The following is an 18,000-nucleotide window of genomic DNA, read 5'->3' on the forward strand; positions in this document are numbered from 1 at the left end:
TATTATTGAACAGTAATGTTTTGACATTTTGTATTTAAAATTTTACTATAAGTTTCAATTACTCTATGGGTGAAAATGCAGCTGGAATATTTCTTTGAAGTATGAACTGCCTCTTCACTCAATTTATTTTTTAAATTTTCATTTTTTAAGATTTTATCTATGTAATAGCTAAATTCCCAGGACTCCTTATAAGAAAATCCATTTTTGCCCTGAACAATGATTCCGTCTATACACGGATCATATTTGCAAACTACAGGACACCCGCTGCTTAAGGCTTCTATATAGGTTAGTCCTTGGGTTTCACTGGTAGAAGCAGTGACAAATATATCTGCTATTTTATAATATTTGTAAATTTCTTTTGGATCTATCATTCCTGTAAAAGCAACAGTATCTCCAAGACCTTCAGTACGTACCTGCTCTTTTAAATTTTGTAAATAAGGGCCATCTCCTACAATTAAAAGTTTAACATCCCCAACCTTATTAACTACAGTATTAAAGAGTTCTATGAGTTCACTTATATTTTTTTCTTTTCCTATCCTTCCAATATAAGCTATAACTTTATCTGTATTTTTAATTTTAAGTGTTGAAAGAATTTCTTTCTTTTCGTTTAAAAGCAAAGGTCTACAAAATTTATTTAAATCAATTCCCGTTGGTATCACATTAATAGGTTTATTTACTCCATAATGAAGCAGCATCTTCTTTGTTTTTTCTGTTGGAACAACTACGCCGTCAAGGCTATTTAAAAGTAGACGGGTTATTTTCCCAACAGCACTTTTTTTTATAAGTTTTCCACCAAATAAATAGTCTAAATATTCTTCATACATTGTATGATAGGTGTGAATTTGAGGCGCATTTATTTTGCTGGCGATGTACTTGGCTGTAAATAAGGTAGAAAATTCTGTTTGGGAATGGATCATATCAGGTTTCCAATCTATAAGCCTATTTATGATTCTATTACGAAAGGGAAATTTAATTCTGGCATTAGGGTAAATTCCAACGCCAATGGACTTTAAGTAACATATATCTCCTATGATTTTCTCATTTCCTGTAGGAGATAGGGTTAGAATTTTAACATCGTAATTATTATTCTTTAATTCTTTATACAAATTGTATATTGAAGTGACAACACCATTTATCATAGGAAAATATGTGTCGGTAGTAATTAAGATTTTCATTTTGTATTTCTCCTAATCTAATTAGAATTTTCTATTCCTAATTAGTGTTTCCAATAATACATAAAAAAATAATGAAACGTAATATAATTTTAAATTTATCATAGAATTAACTATAATGATATTTTTTAGGAGAGAAGTATGCCAGGCGATATATCAAAACATACAAAATATATTGTTAATTTACCTTATCCTAAGCCAAGAGTGGAAAAAACAAGTATAGGATATGCGAATGTTCTTCTTAAAGATTATGCAGGAGAAGTAAGTGAATTTACTGCAGTCTCCCTCTATGTGTATCAACATATGGTAAGTGAAGGAATATTTGAAGATTATGCCAAGATTATAGGGGGTATATCTATGGCTGAAATGAAACATCTAGAGCTTATAGGAAAAACAGTTAAACTTCTTGGTATAAAGCCAGTTTATATTGATTCTGCATGTCCACCTGGACAGTTATGGACACCTGCTTACGTTAACTTTATGACCTTCATTAAAGATATGCTTTTAGAAGATATTAAATCGGAAAAAAAGGCTATTAAAAATTACAAGTATCATATATCAATAATTAAAGATAGATATATACAGGAACTTATTAAAAGAATAATTATGGATGAAGAGTTACATCTAAAGTTGTTTACAGAATTATATGAGAAGTATAGCTCTTAAAATAAACAGAGTTCTTGGTATCAGATGGAGAATGTCATCCGTATAAAGCAAACTCCATCTGAACCTAAGAATCACTTGATATTTGTGGATAATGGGTATTTACGTACTATAAATATTTCTACTCTTCTATTTTGAGCTCTACCTTCTTTAGTAAGATTAGTAGATTTTGGCTGATATTCAGAATAAGCTTGTATTGAAACTTTTGTTATATTAATTCCACCATTTTTTACCATAAAATTCATTACGTTTATGGCCCTCATAGCACTTAAATCCCAATTAGAGCGAAATTTTGAATTATGTATGGGCACATTATCTGTGTGTCCTGCAATTCTAATATTATTATCTAAATTTCTAATCATTTCTGAAATAGATATGAGAAGTGGATGTATATGAGTCAGAACTTCTGCATCTCCAGAATTAAATAAAATTGCTTCCTGTATTGAAATACCCAGGCCGTCTTTGCTAATTTCAACTTTAACTTTATCATCATATCCATCTTGTTTAATTTTTGCATCTAGAGTTTTCTTAATTTCATTCATGGTATCTTGTTCAGTTTTGCCCGCACTTTCATCGGGTTTATCAGTGGATTCTCCTGTCTCAATAAATTGATTGGTACTGCTGCCACCATTATTTTGTATGCTTTTTTCTCCCGAAAAAATGACATTGAATTGCTGGCTTATTTTGGCAAGTTTTTCTTGATCAACTTTACTTATGGCAAACATAACTATGAAAAGAGCCAATAGGAGAGTAAGCATATCTGCATATGGAATGAGCCACGTTTCATCTACATGTTCTTCATGGTGTTGTCTCTTTTTACCCATAATCAATCTCCTTTACTTTCACTGCCTTTTTCCATATTTTTTCTTAGCTTAGGAGGCAACATACTCACTAATTTTTGTTCAATACTCTTTGGGTTATTTCCAGATTGTATGGCTAGAACACCGCTCATTATTATGTGCATAGTGCGTATTTCTTCTTGCGATTTTCTTTTCAGTCTGGAAGCAAAGGGATGACAAATTACATATCCCAAAAAAATTCCATATAGAGTCGCAACAAAGGCTGCTGCTATCATATGTCCTAATTTTTCAGTATCATCAAGATTACCAAGAGCGCCAATCAATCCAATAACAGCTCCTAGAACTCCAAGTGTTGGAGCTGAACCACCGGCAGTTGTCATTGTTGAAGCGCCTGCACGGTGTCTTTCTTCTCTATTTTCAATTTCAAGCTCTAAAACTTCAATTATATATTGAGGTTCTACTCCATCTACAACCATTTCAAGACCTTTTTTCATAAATTCATTATCCAAAGATTGTAAAGTATTTTCAAGAGATAACAATCCATTTTTCCTAGTTTGGTGAGACATGTCCACAAGTTGATTTATAATTGCAACGGGATCATCAGTTTTTCTATTTTTAAAAAGAACTTTTAATATTTTAGGAATATTAAGAAACTCTTCCTTTGGAAAAGAGTTCATTACTGCTGCTGTAGTGCCCACCAAAATTATAATTGCTGCAGCAGGATTTAATAGTACCGCTACATTTGCGCCTTTTACAATCATTCCTACAACAACAGCAAGGATGCCTATTATAATACCTATAACTAGAAAAATATCCATTTTTATGCCCTCCATGAAATATTGAATATTTAATCAATTGGTGATTTTTCGACATTTTATAGCGATAGCATATCACACTTTTTATATTATGAACAAGTGTTTTTAGAATATTCCAACAATTATTTAAAAGGAATATATGGTAGTAATTTTTTAAAATGTATAAAAATAACCAAAAACAAAAAATAACATGTCAAAAATATTTTTAAGGTATTTTTGACGTGTTATATAATCTTATAGTAAATTAGTGTTGTGATTTTTCCTTTTTTTCACCATTCCCATTGTTTGACTTTACTTCATCCTTTTTATCTTCTTTATTACTGTTAGTTACTTCTGTTTTAGGCTCGTTTTTTATAGTTGGTGCTGTTGAAGTTTGTTTTTTTGTATTTTCACTATTTACAGAAGTAGATTTTGCTGGAGTTGAAGCTGAGTCAGTGGAAGTTGAGCTAGTTTCTGCAGTGTTTGTAGTAGTATTTGTTGTAGTAGTGGTAGTTGGTGACGGTGAAGTTTGTTCTTTACTTTTTTGTGCAGTTTTATTATTTTTTGAATCCTTCTTTGTCTGGCCTTTATTTTCTTTTGTTGCTTTACCCACGTTTATTTTAGAAGTTTCTTTTTTAGCTTCAACAGCTTTTGCAAGATTTTGTTTTTCTGTATCTAATGCTAGTTTTTTCTGCTGCAGCAAATCTTCTGCAGCTTTAATTGCAGCTTCATCTCCTGATTGTTTTGCTGTCTCAAGAGCTGCTTTGGCTTCATTATATTGTTTTTTAGCATCATTGTAAACTTGACGTTCTTTTTTTACAGCTATTAAGGCATTTCTTTTTGCTGTTTGCATTTCTATAACTTTTGCCACTGTAGCTTTTGCTTTATCTGGAAGTTTATCTTGAAGTTTGGATAATACAGCTAAAGAGTTTTTCTGCTTATCAATAATTTTGCTTTCTATGTTTTCAACGTCTTTAAGTTTATCTTCATCTCCTGAAGTTTGAGTTTTGTCTACTGCATCTTCAATTTTAGTTTGAGCTTCATTCATGGTATTTTCGTAGTCAGTAAGGGCTGTATTTGCAAGATCTTGTTTATCTTCACTTGTCATTACTTCACTTTCACCTAATCTTTCTTCGGCTATTTCAGATAAGGTATTAGCTTTATCTTCTTCTGAAGAAGATAATGTAACCTTTAAGTTGTCTACAGCTTTATCTGCTGAATATAAAATACTGTCTGGTGTTATACCTGCTTGACCTGTTAAAGTTGCTGCATCATAAGCAAATACGCTGCTCCCTAAACTCATTGTTACCACTATACTTGTTACTAAAATCATTACTTTTTTCATTTTAATAGTCCTCCCTAAATATATAAATTTGAACCACATTTTTTTATTAATCTCGTTTAACTATTCACTAAAATATACGGATGTTAAATATGTTTTAGGGGGGCTTCAATTAAAAATTAAAAGATAATAGTTATAGATGATTTACTACGGTAATCTACATGTGATGCATAAATATATTACAAATCCTAAAATAAATAATTTAAATTCCATAACTTTCAAATCTATATAATTGATGCTATAATAAGCAATATATGCTTAAAAATTATGATCATAAAAGAAAGGAAGTGTGAAAACCTGATAATATTTGACGAATAGAAAAAGCATTATAATTTTTAGATTAATATATTATACTATTTGTTATGTTTTTTAAAGTCAGGAAATAAATAATAATGAAACATTGGAAAGTAAATCTTTATACTGTTTGGTTTTCCCAGATATTGTCCATAATGAGTTTTAATTTTGGTATGCCTTTTTTGCCATTTTATATACAGCAGCTTGGCATTACAGCTCCAAATGACATTAAGTTTTATTCTGGTATTTTAAATGCAGCACCAGCTGTTACAATGGCAATTATGTGCCCTATTTGGGGGATTATTTCAGACAAATATGGTAGAAAGCTTATGCTTATAAGGGCTATGCTTTTTGCATCGTTTATAATTGGGGCAACAGGTATGGTTGCTAATGTAAATCAACTTATAATCTTAAGACTTTTACAAGGTGTGTTTACGGGAACTGTTACTGCAGCTCAAATTTTAGTAGCAGCTAATACACCTAAAAATAGAATTTCTTATGCATTAGGGTTTTTATCTTCATCAACATTTATTGGACAATCTATTGGACCAGTAATTGGAGGTATAGTGGCAGAGTTTGTTGGATATCGTGTAAGTTTTATAATAGGTGGTATTCTTATGTTTTTTGATTTCCTATTAGTTTTATTTGTTGTAAAGGAAGAAAAGCAGGTAGTAAAGGAAAGCATTAATTCTACTGAAAAAAAAGAAAAGACATCTATACTTTCTATTTTTACTGTTACAGCTGTCTCAATGCTATTAGTTATTTTATTTATAAGAATAGGACGTACTGTGTTTAACCCATATATTCCAATATATGTACAAGAAGTTACAGCTACAACAAAAGGAGCATCAGGCATTACAGGTATAATAAATGGGATTTTGGCTTTAATGACAGCTATGTCTGGATTGATTTTAAGTAAACTAGGTGACAAGTATGACAAAATGAAATTATTAATGATATACCTAACATTAGGTATGGTATTTGCAATACCACTTGTTTATATAAATAAATTATGGTTATTTACAGTTGTTTTAGGTATTGTATTTTTTATTACAGGTGGAGTGGAACCTATGATAATGTCAATTACTACAGAAGATACTCCTGTGGACAAAAGAGGTTTATTGTTTGGTATCCAGGGAACTGTAGGAAATGCTGGATTTGCAGTAGCACCTTTATTAGGAGGGGTGATTTCAATAAAATATTCAACTAATGCAATCCTCATATTCATACCTATATTTCTACTTATTTCAGCTTTAGTTGTTTTAAGTATAATAGTTCACAATGCAAGACATAATTTCCATTCGAGTTTGAATTTAAAAAATATGTTTAAGTCTTAATATACTATATAACAATTTTGTATTTCTACATAAAAATCTAATATTAGCGAAGAATTAACTAAGTATAAAAGGGGGAATTATTCTTGGCTGGTAAGATAAAAGAAATTATTGATAATGTGATTAAACACCGTTCTAAAGGGAATCCTGCTATTGCAGAAATGACTAAAACTAAATTTATTTTAAAGGGAATCAATCCAAATAAATTTGATAGCAATTCCTATGATGATCCAATTATCATAGAAAAACTTATTAAAATTGTTGAACAAATGGATGTAAAAAACTCAGTATATAAGGGGATAAATATAAAATCAGTTTTTTCAACTAAATCCTTAGAAAAGGAAGTAGTAGAAGATATTAAAAATAAACTAGCTCCTTGTAATGCCAAACTTATAATATTTTTTGCTTCTTCTAAATTTGATCAATATAAGTTAAGTAATTTAATGAAGGAAGCATTTAAAGATTGTCTAGTAGCGGGATGTTCTACTTCAGGTGAAATAGTTAGTGGAAAGTTATTAAAGAATTCTGTAGTGGCAATGGCTTTTAATTCAAATATTGTTTCCGATGCCAAAGTTGAAGTAATTGAAAATATGAAACAAGGATTAGATGTGGAGAGGGCTTTTACATCTTTAGAAAAATATTTTAATGAAAGTGCATATACAATGAATACAAAAAAGTTTGTTGGTATAGTTTTAATAGATGGTGTGAGTAAGAAAGAAGAAAATATTATGGATTTGATAGGCAATAGAACCAATGTATTTTTTATTGGTGGATCTGCTGGAGATGATTATAATTTTAGAAAAACCTATATACTAGCAAATGGAAAGGCATATACAGATTCAGCAGTGATTATAATGCTTAAGATAAGTGATAATGCTGAGTTTAGCATTATTAAAACGGAAAGCTTTAAGTGTTTAGATACGGTATTAACGGCAAATAAAGTGGATGAAAGCAACAGGGAAGTCATTGAATTTAACAATAAACCAGCTATTGTGGCTTATTCAAATGCTGTAGGGGCACATTCAATTGAAGATGCACAAAATTATTTTACGATAAATCCTGTTGGATTAGTAATAGGGAAAAATGATGTGTTTGTTAGAAGTCCTCAGCAAGTAAAAGGTACAAGTATGTTGTTTTATTGCAATATATTGGAAGATACAGAAGTTAGACTACTTCAGTCTACAAATATTATTGAAGATACAAAGAAAGCTATTGAAAGTAAAATTAGTGAATTTGGAAAAATTGATGGAATTATAAATTTTAACTGTGTTCAGAGAACCCGTGAACTGGAGAAAAAAGGTCTTGAAGAACAATATGGAGATATATTTAAAGGTATTCCTACAATTGGATTTTCTTGTTATGGTGAAGAATTTATAGGGCACATGAATCAAACAGCTACTATGCTGGTTTTTAAGTCAAAAACAAATATATAGAAGAATTATTATTTATATAATTAGAAGAATATACAGATTAAATTTTATGAAATGGGGCAGCAAATCATGGATATGGATAATATGCAAATTCTTTTAAATAATTCTAATGTACTTATTATTGATGATTCCTATTACAATGTTAAAATACTTACAGCAATGTTTGAACAGAAAGAATACTGTGTTAGGAATGCTTATAGTTATGAATTAGGACTTAAATCTGTAAGAGAAAATATACCGGACATAATTTTACTTAAAGTTAATATAGGCAATATATATGGATATGAAATATGTGGAAGGTTAAAGGCTAGTTATAAACTTCAGAAAATTCCTGTTATTTTTATCATTGATGAAAATGAAACTATTAATAAAGACAAGATATTTGCTGCTGGAGCTTCTGATTATATAACTGTACCATTTAATTATAAAGAGGTTACTACACGAGTTGATAATCAGCTAAAGATTATAACATTACGCTGGAAGAAGAAATTACTGAACGCACAAAAACTGAAGAAGCTTTAAGAGAAAGTGAGAGAAAATTTCGTTATTCCATAGAAGAAGCTCCAGTTCCTGTAATGTTGTATACACAAGATGGTGAAGTATTAAAGATCAATAGAACGTGGAGTTACATTACAGGATATACTATTGACGATATTCCTACAACATCTAAATTAGCAGAAATATCAGATGTATTTAAAGAAGATATATACAAGCTATCAAACTTTAGTGAAAAGCAAAACAGCGGCGAATATTCTGTAAAGACAAAACATGGTAATATACGGATATGGGATTTTTACTTAGCATGTATTGGAAAGTTGACTGATAAACGAAATATGTTAATAGCAGTAGCTGTAGATGTAACCGAAAAAAGGTGTATGGAACAATTACAAAAAAACATAGAAAAAGAGAGAATTAGACTAAGTGAGATCAAAAAGTATGACAGAATGAAAACGGACTTTTTTGCCAATATTTCTCATGAACTCAGGACTCCTATTAATCTTATTTTTTCAGCCATACAGGTGTACAAACTTAAGTTAAAGGAATGTATCTGTGAGAATTCATGTTCAGATAGATACAAATATATAAAAATAATGGAACAAAATTGCTATCGCCTTTTAAGGTTGGTAAACAATTTAATTGACATAACGAAGATAGATTCGGGGTACTTTAATATAGATGAAGTTAATTATAATATAGTAAGTCTTGTAGAAGATACGACTCTTTCTATAGCTGATTATATAAAAAGTAAAGGATTATCTATAGTATTTGATACGGATGTGGAAGAAAAAATTATAGCCTGTGATCCGGAAGAAATAGAGAGAATTTTGTTGAATTTGTTATCAAATGCTATAAAATTTACTCCACGTGGTGGGAATATTATGGTTAATGTAGAAGATGGCAATAAAAGTATTTCTATAAAGGTAAAAGATACAGGCAAGGGTATTCCCAAAGAAAAGTTAAATTCTATATTTGAACGCTTTGTACAAGTTGATAAATCTCTTGCAAGAGAGAATGAAGGAAGTGGAATAGGACTTTCACTAGTAAAAGCTTTAGTAGAATTACACGGTGGAACTATATCAGTAAAAAGTAAGGAAGGTTATGGCAGCGAATTTATCATTCATATTCCATGTAAATTAGTAGATGGTAAAACTTCTAGCAAGAACGAATATGGTTTGAGGAAAAATTATATTGAAAAAATCAATTTAGAGTTTTCTGATATATATAATTAATTTGAAAGGTTGTTTTTAGGGAAATTTATAAAAACATATTGACAAAGAAGAAATAATTGCTAAAATAAAATTAGCACTCAGTTATTATGAGTGCTAATAAAAATAATTTAAAGAGGCGTTTTTATGTTCCGATTAATACTTATTTATTCGAAACAGAAGGAAGTAGTAAGGACGGCTTGATTACTGTTAAATAGCCGCGCTAACTTACATTTATAAGCGAGGCTTTCTTAAATTGATTTTATCCGATGACTACCTACTCTTTACTTCCACTTCTACAAGTGGGAGTAAAGAGTAGCTACGTCCCTGGATAACGATTTTTAAGCATCAGATGGAGTTAAAACTCCATCTGATGCTAAGAACTCTGTTTATTAAATATAACAAACGTTTTTATTTAGATGAAAGGAAATGATAAAATGGCTACAAAACAATTTAAGGCTGAATCCAAAAGATTACTTAATTTAATGATTAATTCTATTTACACAAATAAGGAAATATTTTTGAGGGAACTTATATCAAATGCCAGTGATGCAATTGATAAAAGTTATTATCGTTCACTAGTTGATGAAAATGTTAGCTTTAATAAAGAAGACTTTTATATTAGAATTGCAGCAGATAAAGAAAACAAAACCCTTACTATTACTGATACTGGTATAGGTATGACAAAAGATGAACTTGAAAATAATCTAGGTACTATTGCAAAAAGTGGTTCCTTTACATTTAAAAATGAAAATGAAGCAAAAGAAGGAGTAGATATCATAGGTCAATTTGGAGTTGGCTTTTACTCTGCTTTTATGGTGTCAGATTTAGTTACTGTAAAAAGCCGTGCCTTGAATTCAGATGAAGCATACAAATGGGAATCAAAGGGCGTAGAAGGGTATACAATTGAGCCTTGTGAAAAAAATGAAGTTGGAACTGAAATTACATTGAAAATTAAAGAAAGTACTGATGACGAAAAGTACGACGAATTTTTAGATGAATATAAAATAAGATCATTAATTAAAAAATACTCTGATTTTATAAAGTATCCAATTAAAATGATGGTAAAGAAAAGCAAACTAAAAGAAGGCAGTAAGGATGAACATGAAGACTATTTTGAAGATGAAACTTTAAATAGTATGGTTCCAATTTGGAGAAAAAATAAAAATGAATTGAAGCCTGAAGATTATAATCAGTTCTACATGGATAAACATTTTGGATATGAAAAACCTCTTAAGGTAATCCATTCGAGTGTTGAAGGTGTTGTAAGTTATAATACCTTACTTTTTATTCCAGCTAGAGCACCTTTTGATTTCTATACTAAGGAATTCGAAAAGGGATTGGAACTTTATTCAAATGGCGTTCTCATAATGGAGAAATGTGGAGATCTTTTACCAGATTACTTTAGCTTTGTACAGGGATTAGTTGATTCAGCAGATCTTTCACTTAATATTTCAAGAGAACTTTTGCAGCATGATAGACAGCTTAAATTTATTGCAAAAAAGATAAAGGAAAAAATTAAAAGTGAACTTTTATTAATGCAGAAAAATGATAGAGAAAAGTATGATGAGTTTTATAAAAACTTTGGAAAACAGCTTAAATATGGTGTTTATGCTGATTTTGGAAGTAATAAAGAGGTACTTCAAGATTTACTCATGTTCTATTCTTCTACAGAGAAAAAGCTTGTAAGCCTTGATGAATATGTTTCTCGTATGAAGGAAGACCAGAAGTTTATATACTATGCAACTGGTGAAAACATAGATAAAATTGAAAAATTACCACAAACTGAAGTCGTTAAGGATAAAGGATATGAAATATTGTACTTTACAGATGAAGTTGACGAATTTGCAATTAAGATGCTTATGAAATACAAGGAAAAGGAATTTAAATCTGTTTCAAGCAAAGATTTAGGATTTGAATCTGATGACAAGGAAAGTGAAAAGGAAACAAAGGAAAATAAAGAACTGTTTGATTTCATGAAAGAAACATTAAATGGAAAAGTTAAAGAAGTTAGGGCATCAAACAGATTAAAGACCCATCCTGTTTGTCTTGCAAATGGTGGTGAATTGTCAATTGATATGGAAAAAGTGCTTAATACAATGCCAAACAATCAAAATGTAAAAGCAGATAAAATTTTAGAGATAAATACAAATCATAAAATGTTTAAATCAATAAAAGATGCATTTGAAAATGATAAAGATAAACTTAAAATGCTTTCAAATGTATTATATAATCAGGCACTTATGATTGAAGGACTGCCTGTAGATGATCCTGTGGAATTTGCAAATGATGTTTGCAGTTTGATTAAATAAAGTATAAAATTCCTAATCAAAAAATAAACTTATCCTCCGGATATTTTTTACAATCACAAGTCACGTTAAATATATTGATAAGTCTAAGTAAAAAATTAAAAAAGTCTAAGATCTTTTGAAAACTCGTACCTCAAACAATTCAAAAGATCTAAGCCTTTTTATAAATTTTCCACTAAGACTTATGTACAAAATATTTAAATGTGCTTGTTTATTGTAAAAATATATCTACGTATAAGTTTATTTCTAATTAATAGTTAAGAATGAAGAATTAATAGTTAATGTGGATTTTTTTCCGTTACACTATAAAAAATCTTTGATTAAGCTTTTTACCATTTGTTTCGTTAAAGCGAGGCATTGCTAACTTATGTAAATTTAAAGATTTTTTGCGATAGCTAAAAATGATCCTTCACTATTAATTTTCCATTATTAATTCTTAACTTGCGAAGCTTTGCTTTGCAAGTTTTTTATATTAAGTCAAAATTTTATATGTGTGAAAGTTGAGTTAATTGTATTTTAACCGCAGGAACTAGGGATTTTCTCCTTGTTAAGTCTTTTGTTGTTATATATAGATAAAAGCACAACTATAATTAAAAGTGAAATACTCCATAAGGCTGCTTTAAATAACAATAGTGTAAATGATACAATGAGTATTGAAATTGCAATTTTGAGTTTAATGTTGTGAAGTAATTTAAATCCTGCAGCTAAACCAACTATTGCATTGGATAGAAAAAATACGTTAGCACAGGTTATAATCTTGTCCAGACTTAAAAAATTTGCAACTGTTAGAGATAAAACTACAAGATGTATACATACAAGTGTTATTATGGCATTGATGGGACTTCCGTTTTTGTTTACATATGAGAGATAAAAGGGCAGTTTATTGTTTGCAGCACGCTTTGCACTCATTCTTGAAACTCCTCCAACTATCATAAGATAAGTACACATACACAGTCCTGATGCAGCAAGAGCAATTATAGGCAGAGAAAATGAACCAAATAGTGGGGTCATGATTGTCAGTATATCATGACTGCTTGAAGATACATTTTGTACGGAAAGTGCAACAGTAATATATAAGCTTATAATAACTATAAGGCTTACTGTCATTGCTTTTATAAGTGTAATTTTTGGATTTTCTATGTCTTCTATATAGTTCCCTATGATTTCCCATCCTATGATTGCCCAAAATAAAAGTAAAAGGGTATATCCAAACTTAGAAAAAGAAAATGATGTTTCAGGTGCATGTACATTTGAAGCAAAAATCAAGGTATATATGCTTCCACAAAATAATAGTGCAGCTGTGAGTCCTGTTAAAATTAAAGTGAATTTTGCCAGAGTTTTTACACCGCATATAAGAATTAGGGCACATATAATTTCCATTCCAAATGCAATCATTTCAACTTTAATATTTGAGAATATGTTAAAGCTTTTTAAAAAGTTTGCAGCTGTAATTAAAACTGCTGTGGGGCCAAAACAAACTGCAGATGTAAGAAAGTTTGAAGTCAGTTCTCGAAAAAAATTCCCAAATACATTTCCAATAGCGATTGCAACGCCTTCATTTCCAGGACTTTTCAAGCTTAGAAATACAAAAACATAGGCAAATATAATGCCAAGCAGCATTATTATAATCCAGGCTGGTATTGCCCATTTTCCAATTAGCTTGTAGGCAAGAGGTGGTAACAGAACTATTCCTGATCCTAGCACCGGGCCTACTATAAGACCACAAAGTGTTATTGTTCCAATGTTTTTATTTTTGCTCATAAGTTTTCTCCTAATAGTATAATATTATTTTAAATAATAGATTCAAAGACGCGCCATAATTGAACAATTAAAACCAGTATACTTTTGCAAAAGCTTACCTTAAAAAATTCATTGAATTTCCAATAGATTCATAGTAGCATAAGATTAACTATTAATAAAATTGAATTATTTGAAAGTACAGTTCAGTTTTATTGAAGTAAGTGGAGGTATGATATGGAATTTAGAAATCTAAGAACATTTTCTGAAATTGCACATTTAAAAAGTTATACTAAGGCAGCAGAGGAATTGGGATATGCCCAGTCTACTATTACGACCCAAATTCAACTTTTAGAGGAACAACTTGGTGTAAAACTTTTTGAAAGGGTTGGAAGAAAAATACACCTTACTTCAAAGGGTGAAGTGCTTCTTAAATATGCAGAAAATATAATAAACCTTACAGAGGAAGCTAAAGAGGCAGTAAGTGAAATAGATGTTCCCTGTGGAATTCTAAAAATAGGAATTGTTGAATCCCTATGCACTATGAGACTCCCAGAACTGCTTAAAAAATATCATATGAAATATCCTGAAGTGGAAGTGATAATTAAAGTAGGTGTTTGTTCAGATTTGCGAAGTATGCTTAAAAACAATATAGTTGATTTGGCATTTATTTTGGATAAACCAATTGTTGACCCAGATTTGATATCCTGTGTATCTTATAATGAACCAATGATATTTTTAACGTCTCCAGTAAATAGGCTTGCTGGTAAAAGACAAGTTACAATGGAAGACATTAAAGATGAGCCTTTAATTGTAACGGAAAAAGGGTGCAGCTATAGAAATATTTTTGAGAAAATGTTTCAAAAATCAGGTTTAAAACCTAATATAGCCTTGGAAGTTGGAAGTATTGAGGCAATTAAGAGCTTTACCATAAGCAATCTTGGAATAACCCTGCTTCCTGTTATGACTGTAGAAAAGGAGCTTGAAAATGGTGAACTTATTGGGTTTGATTTGGATGGTTGTAAATTTAATATGATGACACAAATACTATATCACAAGAATAAATGGGTAACAGCTGCAATGAGGGCATTTATATCAGAAGCTAGAGGTTAATTTGTGTTATAATAGTGCTAAATCCAATGGTAAATTGTTCATAGATTTTACAACTTGGAGACAAGTGAAGGATGGTTTTTACATATCTCTAATATATACTTTATATTGTAGTAAAGATGTTTTGGCATGCTAAACAGCTAAATACAATTTTGGAGGTATTTATTATGAATAGAAAAAAAATATTAGTTTGGGCTTTAACATTATTAGTAGTAGGAGGTGCTTCAGGAATTACCTATGCAAGTGAAAAAATGGATACTACTAAAAATGTAGTTGCAGCAGCAGAAAATAAGAGTAATAGTAATGCTTTAAAGCAGGGAACTATGAATGATGAAGAGGCAATTAAAATAGCTGCAGAAGCAATGAAAAATTACATGGGAAAAGATGCAAACTATTTTTCACAAATTAAAGTAGACAGATCAGCTGATATTGCAAAAGAAACACAACAATTAAATAAGAAAGACGAAAAAGAAGGTTCAGAGGGTGAAAAAAAATTTGAAGAAATAAGGGAAAAATACTCAAAAGAACATCCAGAAGATGCAAAAGTAGAGGCAGAAAATATGGCTAAAGCAAAAGATCAGAGAATGATATATATTCTTTTCACTCCTAAAAATTATGATGAAAATAAGATGTGTAACTATTCTGTTTCTATAGATGAAAAAACAGGTGAAATAGTAGGTGTAAGAGCTGAAAATGACTCGGACAGGGATTTTAAGCCTGCAATTGTTGATAATAGAATTAAACATACAACTTTAAACTTCTGTAAAAAAATAGGAAAGAAAATTAAAGGTAATACTATAAAAGTTGATAAAAATATTAACTTTGGCAGGCTATTAGTAAGATGTGAGCTAGATGACGGAAGAGATGCCGAATTTGAAATAAATCTTAAGGATTATTCTGTAGTAGATTATACTCTACAGAGTATTAAGCTTTTGCCTTCTATGAAAAAGGACCTTAATAACCAAATTAGACAAATTAAAATTAATTAGTAAATAAAATTCTTAACAGCACATGAAAATTGCTGGTTATTATTGAGCCAAGAAATGTAACTTTGTATAAATCTAAAATGGAAATAGTCAGATAGATTTTATTCAATCTGATTATTTTCATTTAGGTAAAATATTAAATTACTATGAAACTAAAAAGTAATTGGGTATATTGAAAAATCTAAATGATCAGGAGGACAATCATGTAATGATAAAAATATTAGTTGTTGAGGATGAGCTTCCAATATCGAACTTAATAAAGCTGAATTTGAATATGTCAAATTATGAGTGTAAAACAGCTTTTAATGGAGAAGATGCTTTAGAGGAAATTGAAAATGATAGCTTTGACTTAATACTTTTAGATGTTATGCTTCCAAAAATTGATGGCTTTACATTATTAGAAAAGATAAAGCCTCTAGGAATTCCAGTTATATTTTTAACTGCTAAAACCTCTGTCACAGATAAGGTATATGGTCTTAGAGCTGGGGCTGATGATTATATAACAAAACCTTTTGAAGGTATTGAATTATTAGCTAGAATTGATAATGTGCTTAGACATTATAATAAAAACAACAATGTAATAAATTTTGAAGATGTAGAAATAAATTTAAAAGAAATGACAGCTAGAAAAGCAGGTGAAGCTGTAGAGCTTACTTTAAAGGAATTTGAATTATTAGTGTTTTTAGTACAAAATAAAAATGTTGTATTAACCAGAGAAAAATTAATAGAAAGGGTTTGGGGATATGATTATGTTGGAGAAACTAGAACTATAGACAACCATATACAAAAGTTGCGAAAAAAACTTCAGTGGAAGGATAAAATTAAAACTGTATTTAAATTAGGATACAGGCTGGAGGGTTAAATGAAATTCTGGGAAAAGATATTTTTATGCACACTGGTTATATTTGAAATATTTTTTGTTCCTTCATCAATATATTTAATTAACAGTAATTTTAAACTAAATCTTAATACAGAAATTGATTCTGGAATAAATGAGCAGCAAAGATTTTGCTCTTTTGTAGAATCAAATTTATTTTTATTTAAAATTCAAAAAGAGTCTAATTCTTACAAGACTGAACTTGATAAACAAAGTATAGATTCAATGATTAGTACATATTTAAATAATTTTGGAAAACAGGATATATATATTGAGGTAATAGATAATAACAATAAAGTTATTTTTACTAATTTAAGCATGAATATATCAGATAAAAGAGAGGAACTTAATGTTCAGCTTAATAAAGTGAAGTATATAATACGTGATATTGATGAAAAAAACTATTTATTTATAACTAAAAAAATAAATTTAGACAATAATTACTATAAAATTTCTTATGTTAAAGATGTTTCAAGTATTTATGAAAATAAGAAATATTTGTTGAATCTTCTTTTAAAATTAAATATATTTGTTTGTATAATTTTAATTATAGTAACCATAGCATTAAGTAAGTTTATAGTAAATCCTATAAATAAATTAATTAAAACCACTCAAAAAATAGCTGCTGGAAACTTTAGTGAAAGAGTAAAGGTAATATCAGATGATGAGATTGGATTATTATCAAAAAATTTTAATGATATGGCAGATGTTGTGGAGTATAAAATAAATGAACTAGAGATGGTTTCAGAGGATAAGCAGAGATTTATTGATAATCTTGCTCATGAGCTTAGAACGCCATTAACTTCTATAATAGGTTATGCTGATTTTCTTAGAACTACTAAGTATGATGAGGAAACCTTTATAAATTCCTTAAGTTATATATACAGCGAAGGCAAGAGATTAGAAAAATTAGCCTTCAAATTAATGGATTTAATTATTTTAAGAAAAAAAGATTTTAAAATGAAAAGTGAAAATGTTCTTAAGCTTCTAGTTGAAATTAAAGATTCCATGCAGCCAAAATTGGAGAAGAAAAATATTCATTTAGAAATTTTAGCTGAAGATTTAAATTTATCGATGGATAAAGAGTTAATGACGGTGATGATAACTAATTTTGTTGATAATGCCGTTAAAGCATCTCAAATTGGTGATAAAATATACTTAAAGGCATATAAATATGATGCTTCTAATATAATATTGGAAGTTAAGGACAGCGGAATTGGTATTCCAGAAGAGGACATATCAAAGGTAATGAAACCATTTTTTATGGTGGACAAATCCAGGGCAAGGGCTAGTAATGGTGTAGGGCTTGGACTCTCTTTGTGTGTGGAAATTGCTAAAATTCATAATGCTAGGATTGATATAGAAAGTAAGGTTGGAGAGGGTACCGCAATAAAGGTAATTTTTTATAAGAATTTTTGATACTTATAAAACCATGTTTAAGAAAGA

At 29.6% G+C, this 18,000-nt stretch carries 13 protein-coding genes and 1 pseudogene; 9 read left to right on the forward strand and 5 right to left on the reverse strand.

Translation table 11 applies throughout. From position 1 onward, the window contains the following. Window positions 1-2: 2 nt before the first annotated feature. A complete protein-coding gene (locus CLAU_RS00225) occupies window positions 3-1,175 on the reverse strand; it encodes a glycosyltransferase family 4 protein (RefSeq protein WP_013238623.1) in 1,173 nt (390 codons plus the stop codon). A 138-nt stretch (window positions 1,176-1,313) separates the two neighbouring features. On the opposite strand from CLAU_RS00225, the gene CLAU_RS00230 reads away from it, so the two are divergent. Continuing rightward, window positions 1,314-1,838 (forward strand): ferritin-like domain-containing protein, encoded by a 525-nt coding sequence (locus CLAU_RS00230; RefSeq protein ID WP_013238624.1) that lies wholly within the window; start codon window positions 1,314-1,316, stop codon window positions 1,836-1,838. 71 nt (window positions 1,839-1,909) lie between these two features. Here the strand turns inward: CLAU_RS00230 and CLAU_RS00235 are convergent, their stop codons facing one another. The 3 genes from CLAU_RS00235 to CLAU_RS00245 all read right to left on the reverse strand — a co-directional run bounded on the left by CLAU_RS00235 (window position 1,910) and on the right by CLAU_RS00245 (window position 4,774). Continuing rightward, window positions 1,910-2,659, reverse strand: a complete 750-nt coding sequence (locus CLAU_RS00235) for a flagellar motor protein MotB (RefSeq protein WP_013238625.1) — start codon at window positions 2,657-2,659, stop codon at window positions 1,910-1,912. Between the two features lie 2 nt (window positions 2,660-2,661). Continuing rightward, entirely contained in the window at window positions 2,662-3,453 is a 792-nt protein-coding gene (motA, locus tag CLAU_RS00240; RefSeq protein ID WP_023161652.1) for a flagellar motor stator protein MotA, read from the reverse strand. Window positions 3,454-3,694: 241 nt separating this feature from the next. Next, window positions 3,695-4,774, reverse strand: coding sequence for a DUF5667 domain-containing protein (locus CLAU_RS00245; protein ID WP_051154308.1), 1,080 nt, complete (start codon window positions 4,772-4,774; stop codon window positions 3,695-3,697). Window positions 4,775-5,163: 389 nt separating this feature from the next. Between CLAU_RS00245 and CLAU_RS00250 the strand changes: the two genes are divergently transcribed. The 4 genes and pseudogenes from CLAU_RS00250 to htpG all read left to right on the forward strand — a co-directional run bounded on the left by CLAU_RS00250 (window position 5,164) and on the right by htpG (window position 11,847). Then, window positions 5,164-6,402, forward strand: a complete 1,239-nt coding sequence (locus CLAU_RS00250) for an MFS transporter (RefSeq protein ID WP_013238628.1) — start codon at window positions 5,164-5,166, stop codon at window positions 6,400-6,402. A gap of 83 nt (window positions 6,403-6,485) precedes the next feature. Beyond that, window positions 6,486-7,832 carry an FIST signal transduction protein gene (locus tag CLAU_RS00255; RefSeq protein ID WP_013238629.1) on the forward strand — a complete coding sequence of 449 codons (1,347 nt, stop codon included), beginning with the start codon at window positions 6,486-6,488 and terminating at the stop codon, window positions 7,830-7,832. 72 nt (window positions 7,833-7,904) lie between these two features. After that, window positions 7,905-9,559: pseudogene (locus CLAU_RS00260) on the forward strand (ATP-binding protein). Window positions 9,560-9,972: 413 nt separating this feature from the next. Next, the gene (gene htpG, locus CLAU_RS00265; RefSeq protein ID WP_013238631.1) at window positions 9,973-11,847 is read left to right on the forward strand and encodes a molecular chaperone HtpG; all 1,875 of its coding nucleotides are present in this window, start codon (window positions 9,973-9,975) and stop codon (window positions 11,845-11,847) included. A gap of 513 nt (window positions 11,848-12,360) precedes the next feature. Here htpG and CLAU_RS00270 read toward each other — a convergent pair. Then, window positions 12,361-13,605, reverse strand: a complete 1,245-nt coding sequence (locus CLAU_RS00270) for an APC family permease (protein WP_013238632.1) — start codon at window positions 13,603-13,605, stop codon at window positions 12,361-12,363. A 213-nt stretch (window positions 13,606-13,818) separates the two neighbouring features. Between CLAU_RS00270 and CLAU_RS00275 the strand changes: the two genes are divergently transcribed. From CLAU_RS00275 to CLAU_RS00290, 4 genes are all read left to right on the forward strand, one after another. Next, complete coding sequence (locus tag CLAU_RS00275) at window positions 13,819-14,694, forward strand: LysR family transcriptional regulator (RefSeq protein ID WP_013238633.1); 876 nt, start codon at window positions 13,819-13,821, stop codon at window positions 14,692-14,694. Between the two features lie 164 nt (window positions 14,695-14,858). Further along, window positions 14,859-15,680, forward strand: a complete 822-nt coding sequence (locus CLAU_RS00280; protein ID WP_023161658.1) for a hypothetical protein — start codon at window positions 14,859-14,861, stop codon at window positions 15,678-15,680. 205 nt (window positions 15,681-15,885) lie between these two features. After that, window positions 15,886-16,539 (forward strand): response regulator transcription factor, encoded by a 654-nt coding sequence (locus CLAU_RS00285; protein ID WP_023161659.1) that lies wholly within the window; start codon window positions 15,886-15,888, stop codon window positions 16,537-16,539. Then, window positions 16,540-17,973 carry a sensor histidine kinase gene (locus tag CLAU_RS00290; protein WP_023161660.1) on the forward strand — a complete coding sequence of 478 codons (1,434 nt, stop codon included), beginning with the start codon at window positions 16,540-16,542 and terminating at the stop codon, window positions 17,971-17,973. It abuts the gene before it with no gap. The last annotated feature ends 27 nt before the right edge of the window (window positions 17,974-18,000 follow it).

The organism is Clostridium autoethanogenum DSM 10061, from assembly GCF_001484725.1.
Classification (GTDB): domain Bacteria; phylum Bacillota; class Clostridia; order Clostridiales; family Clostridiaceae; genus Clostridium_B; species Clostridium_B ljungdahlii.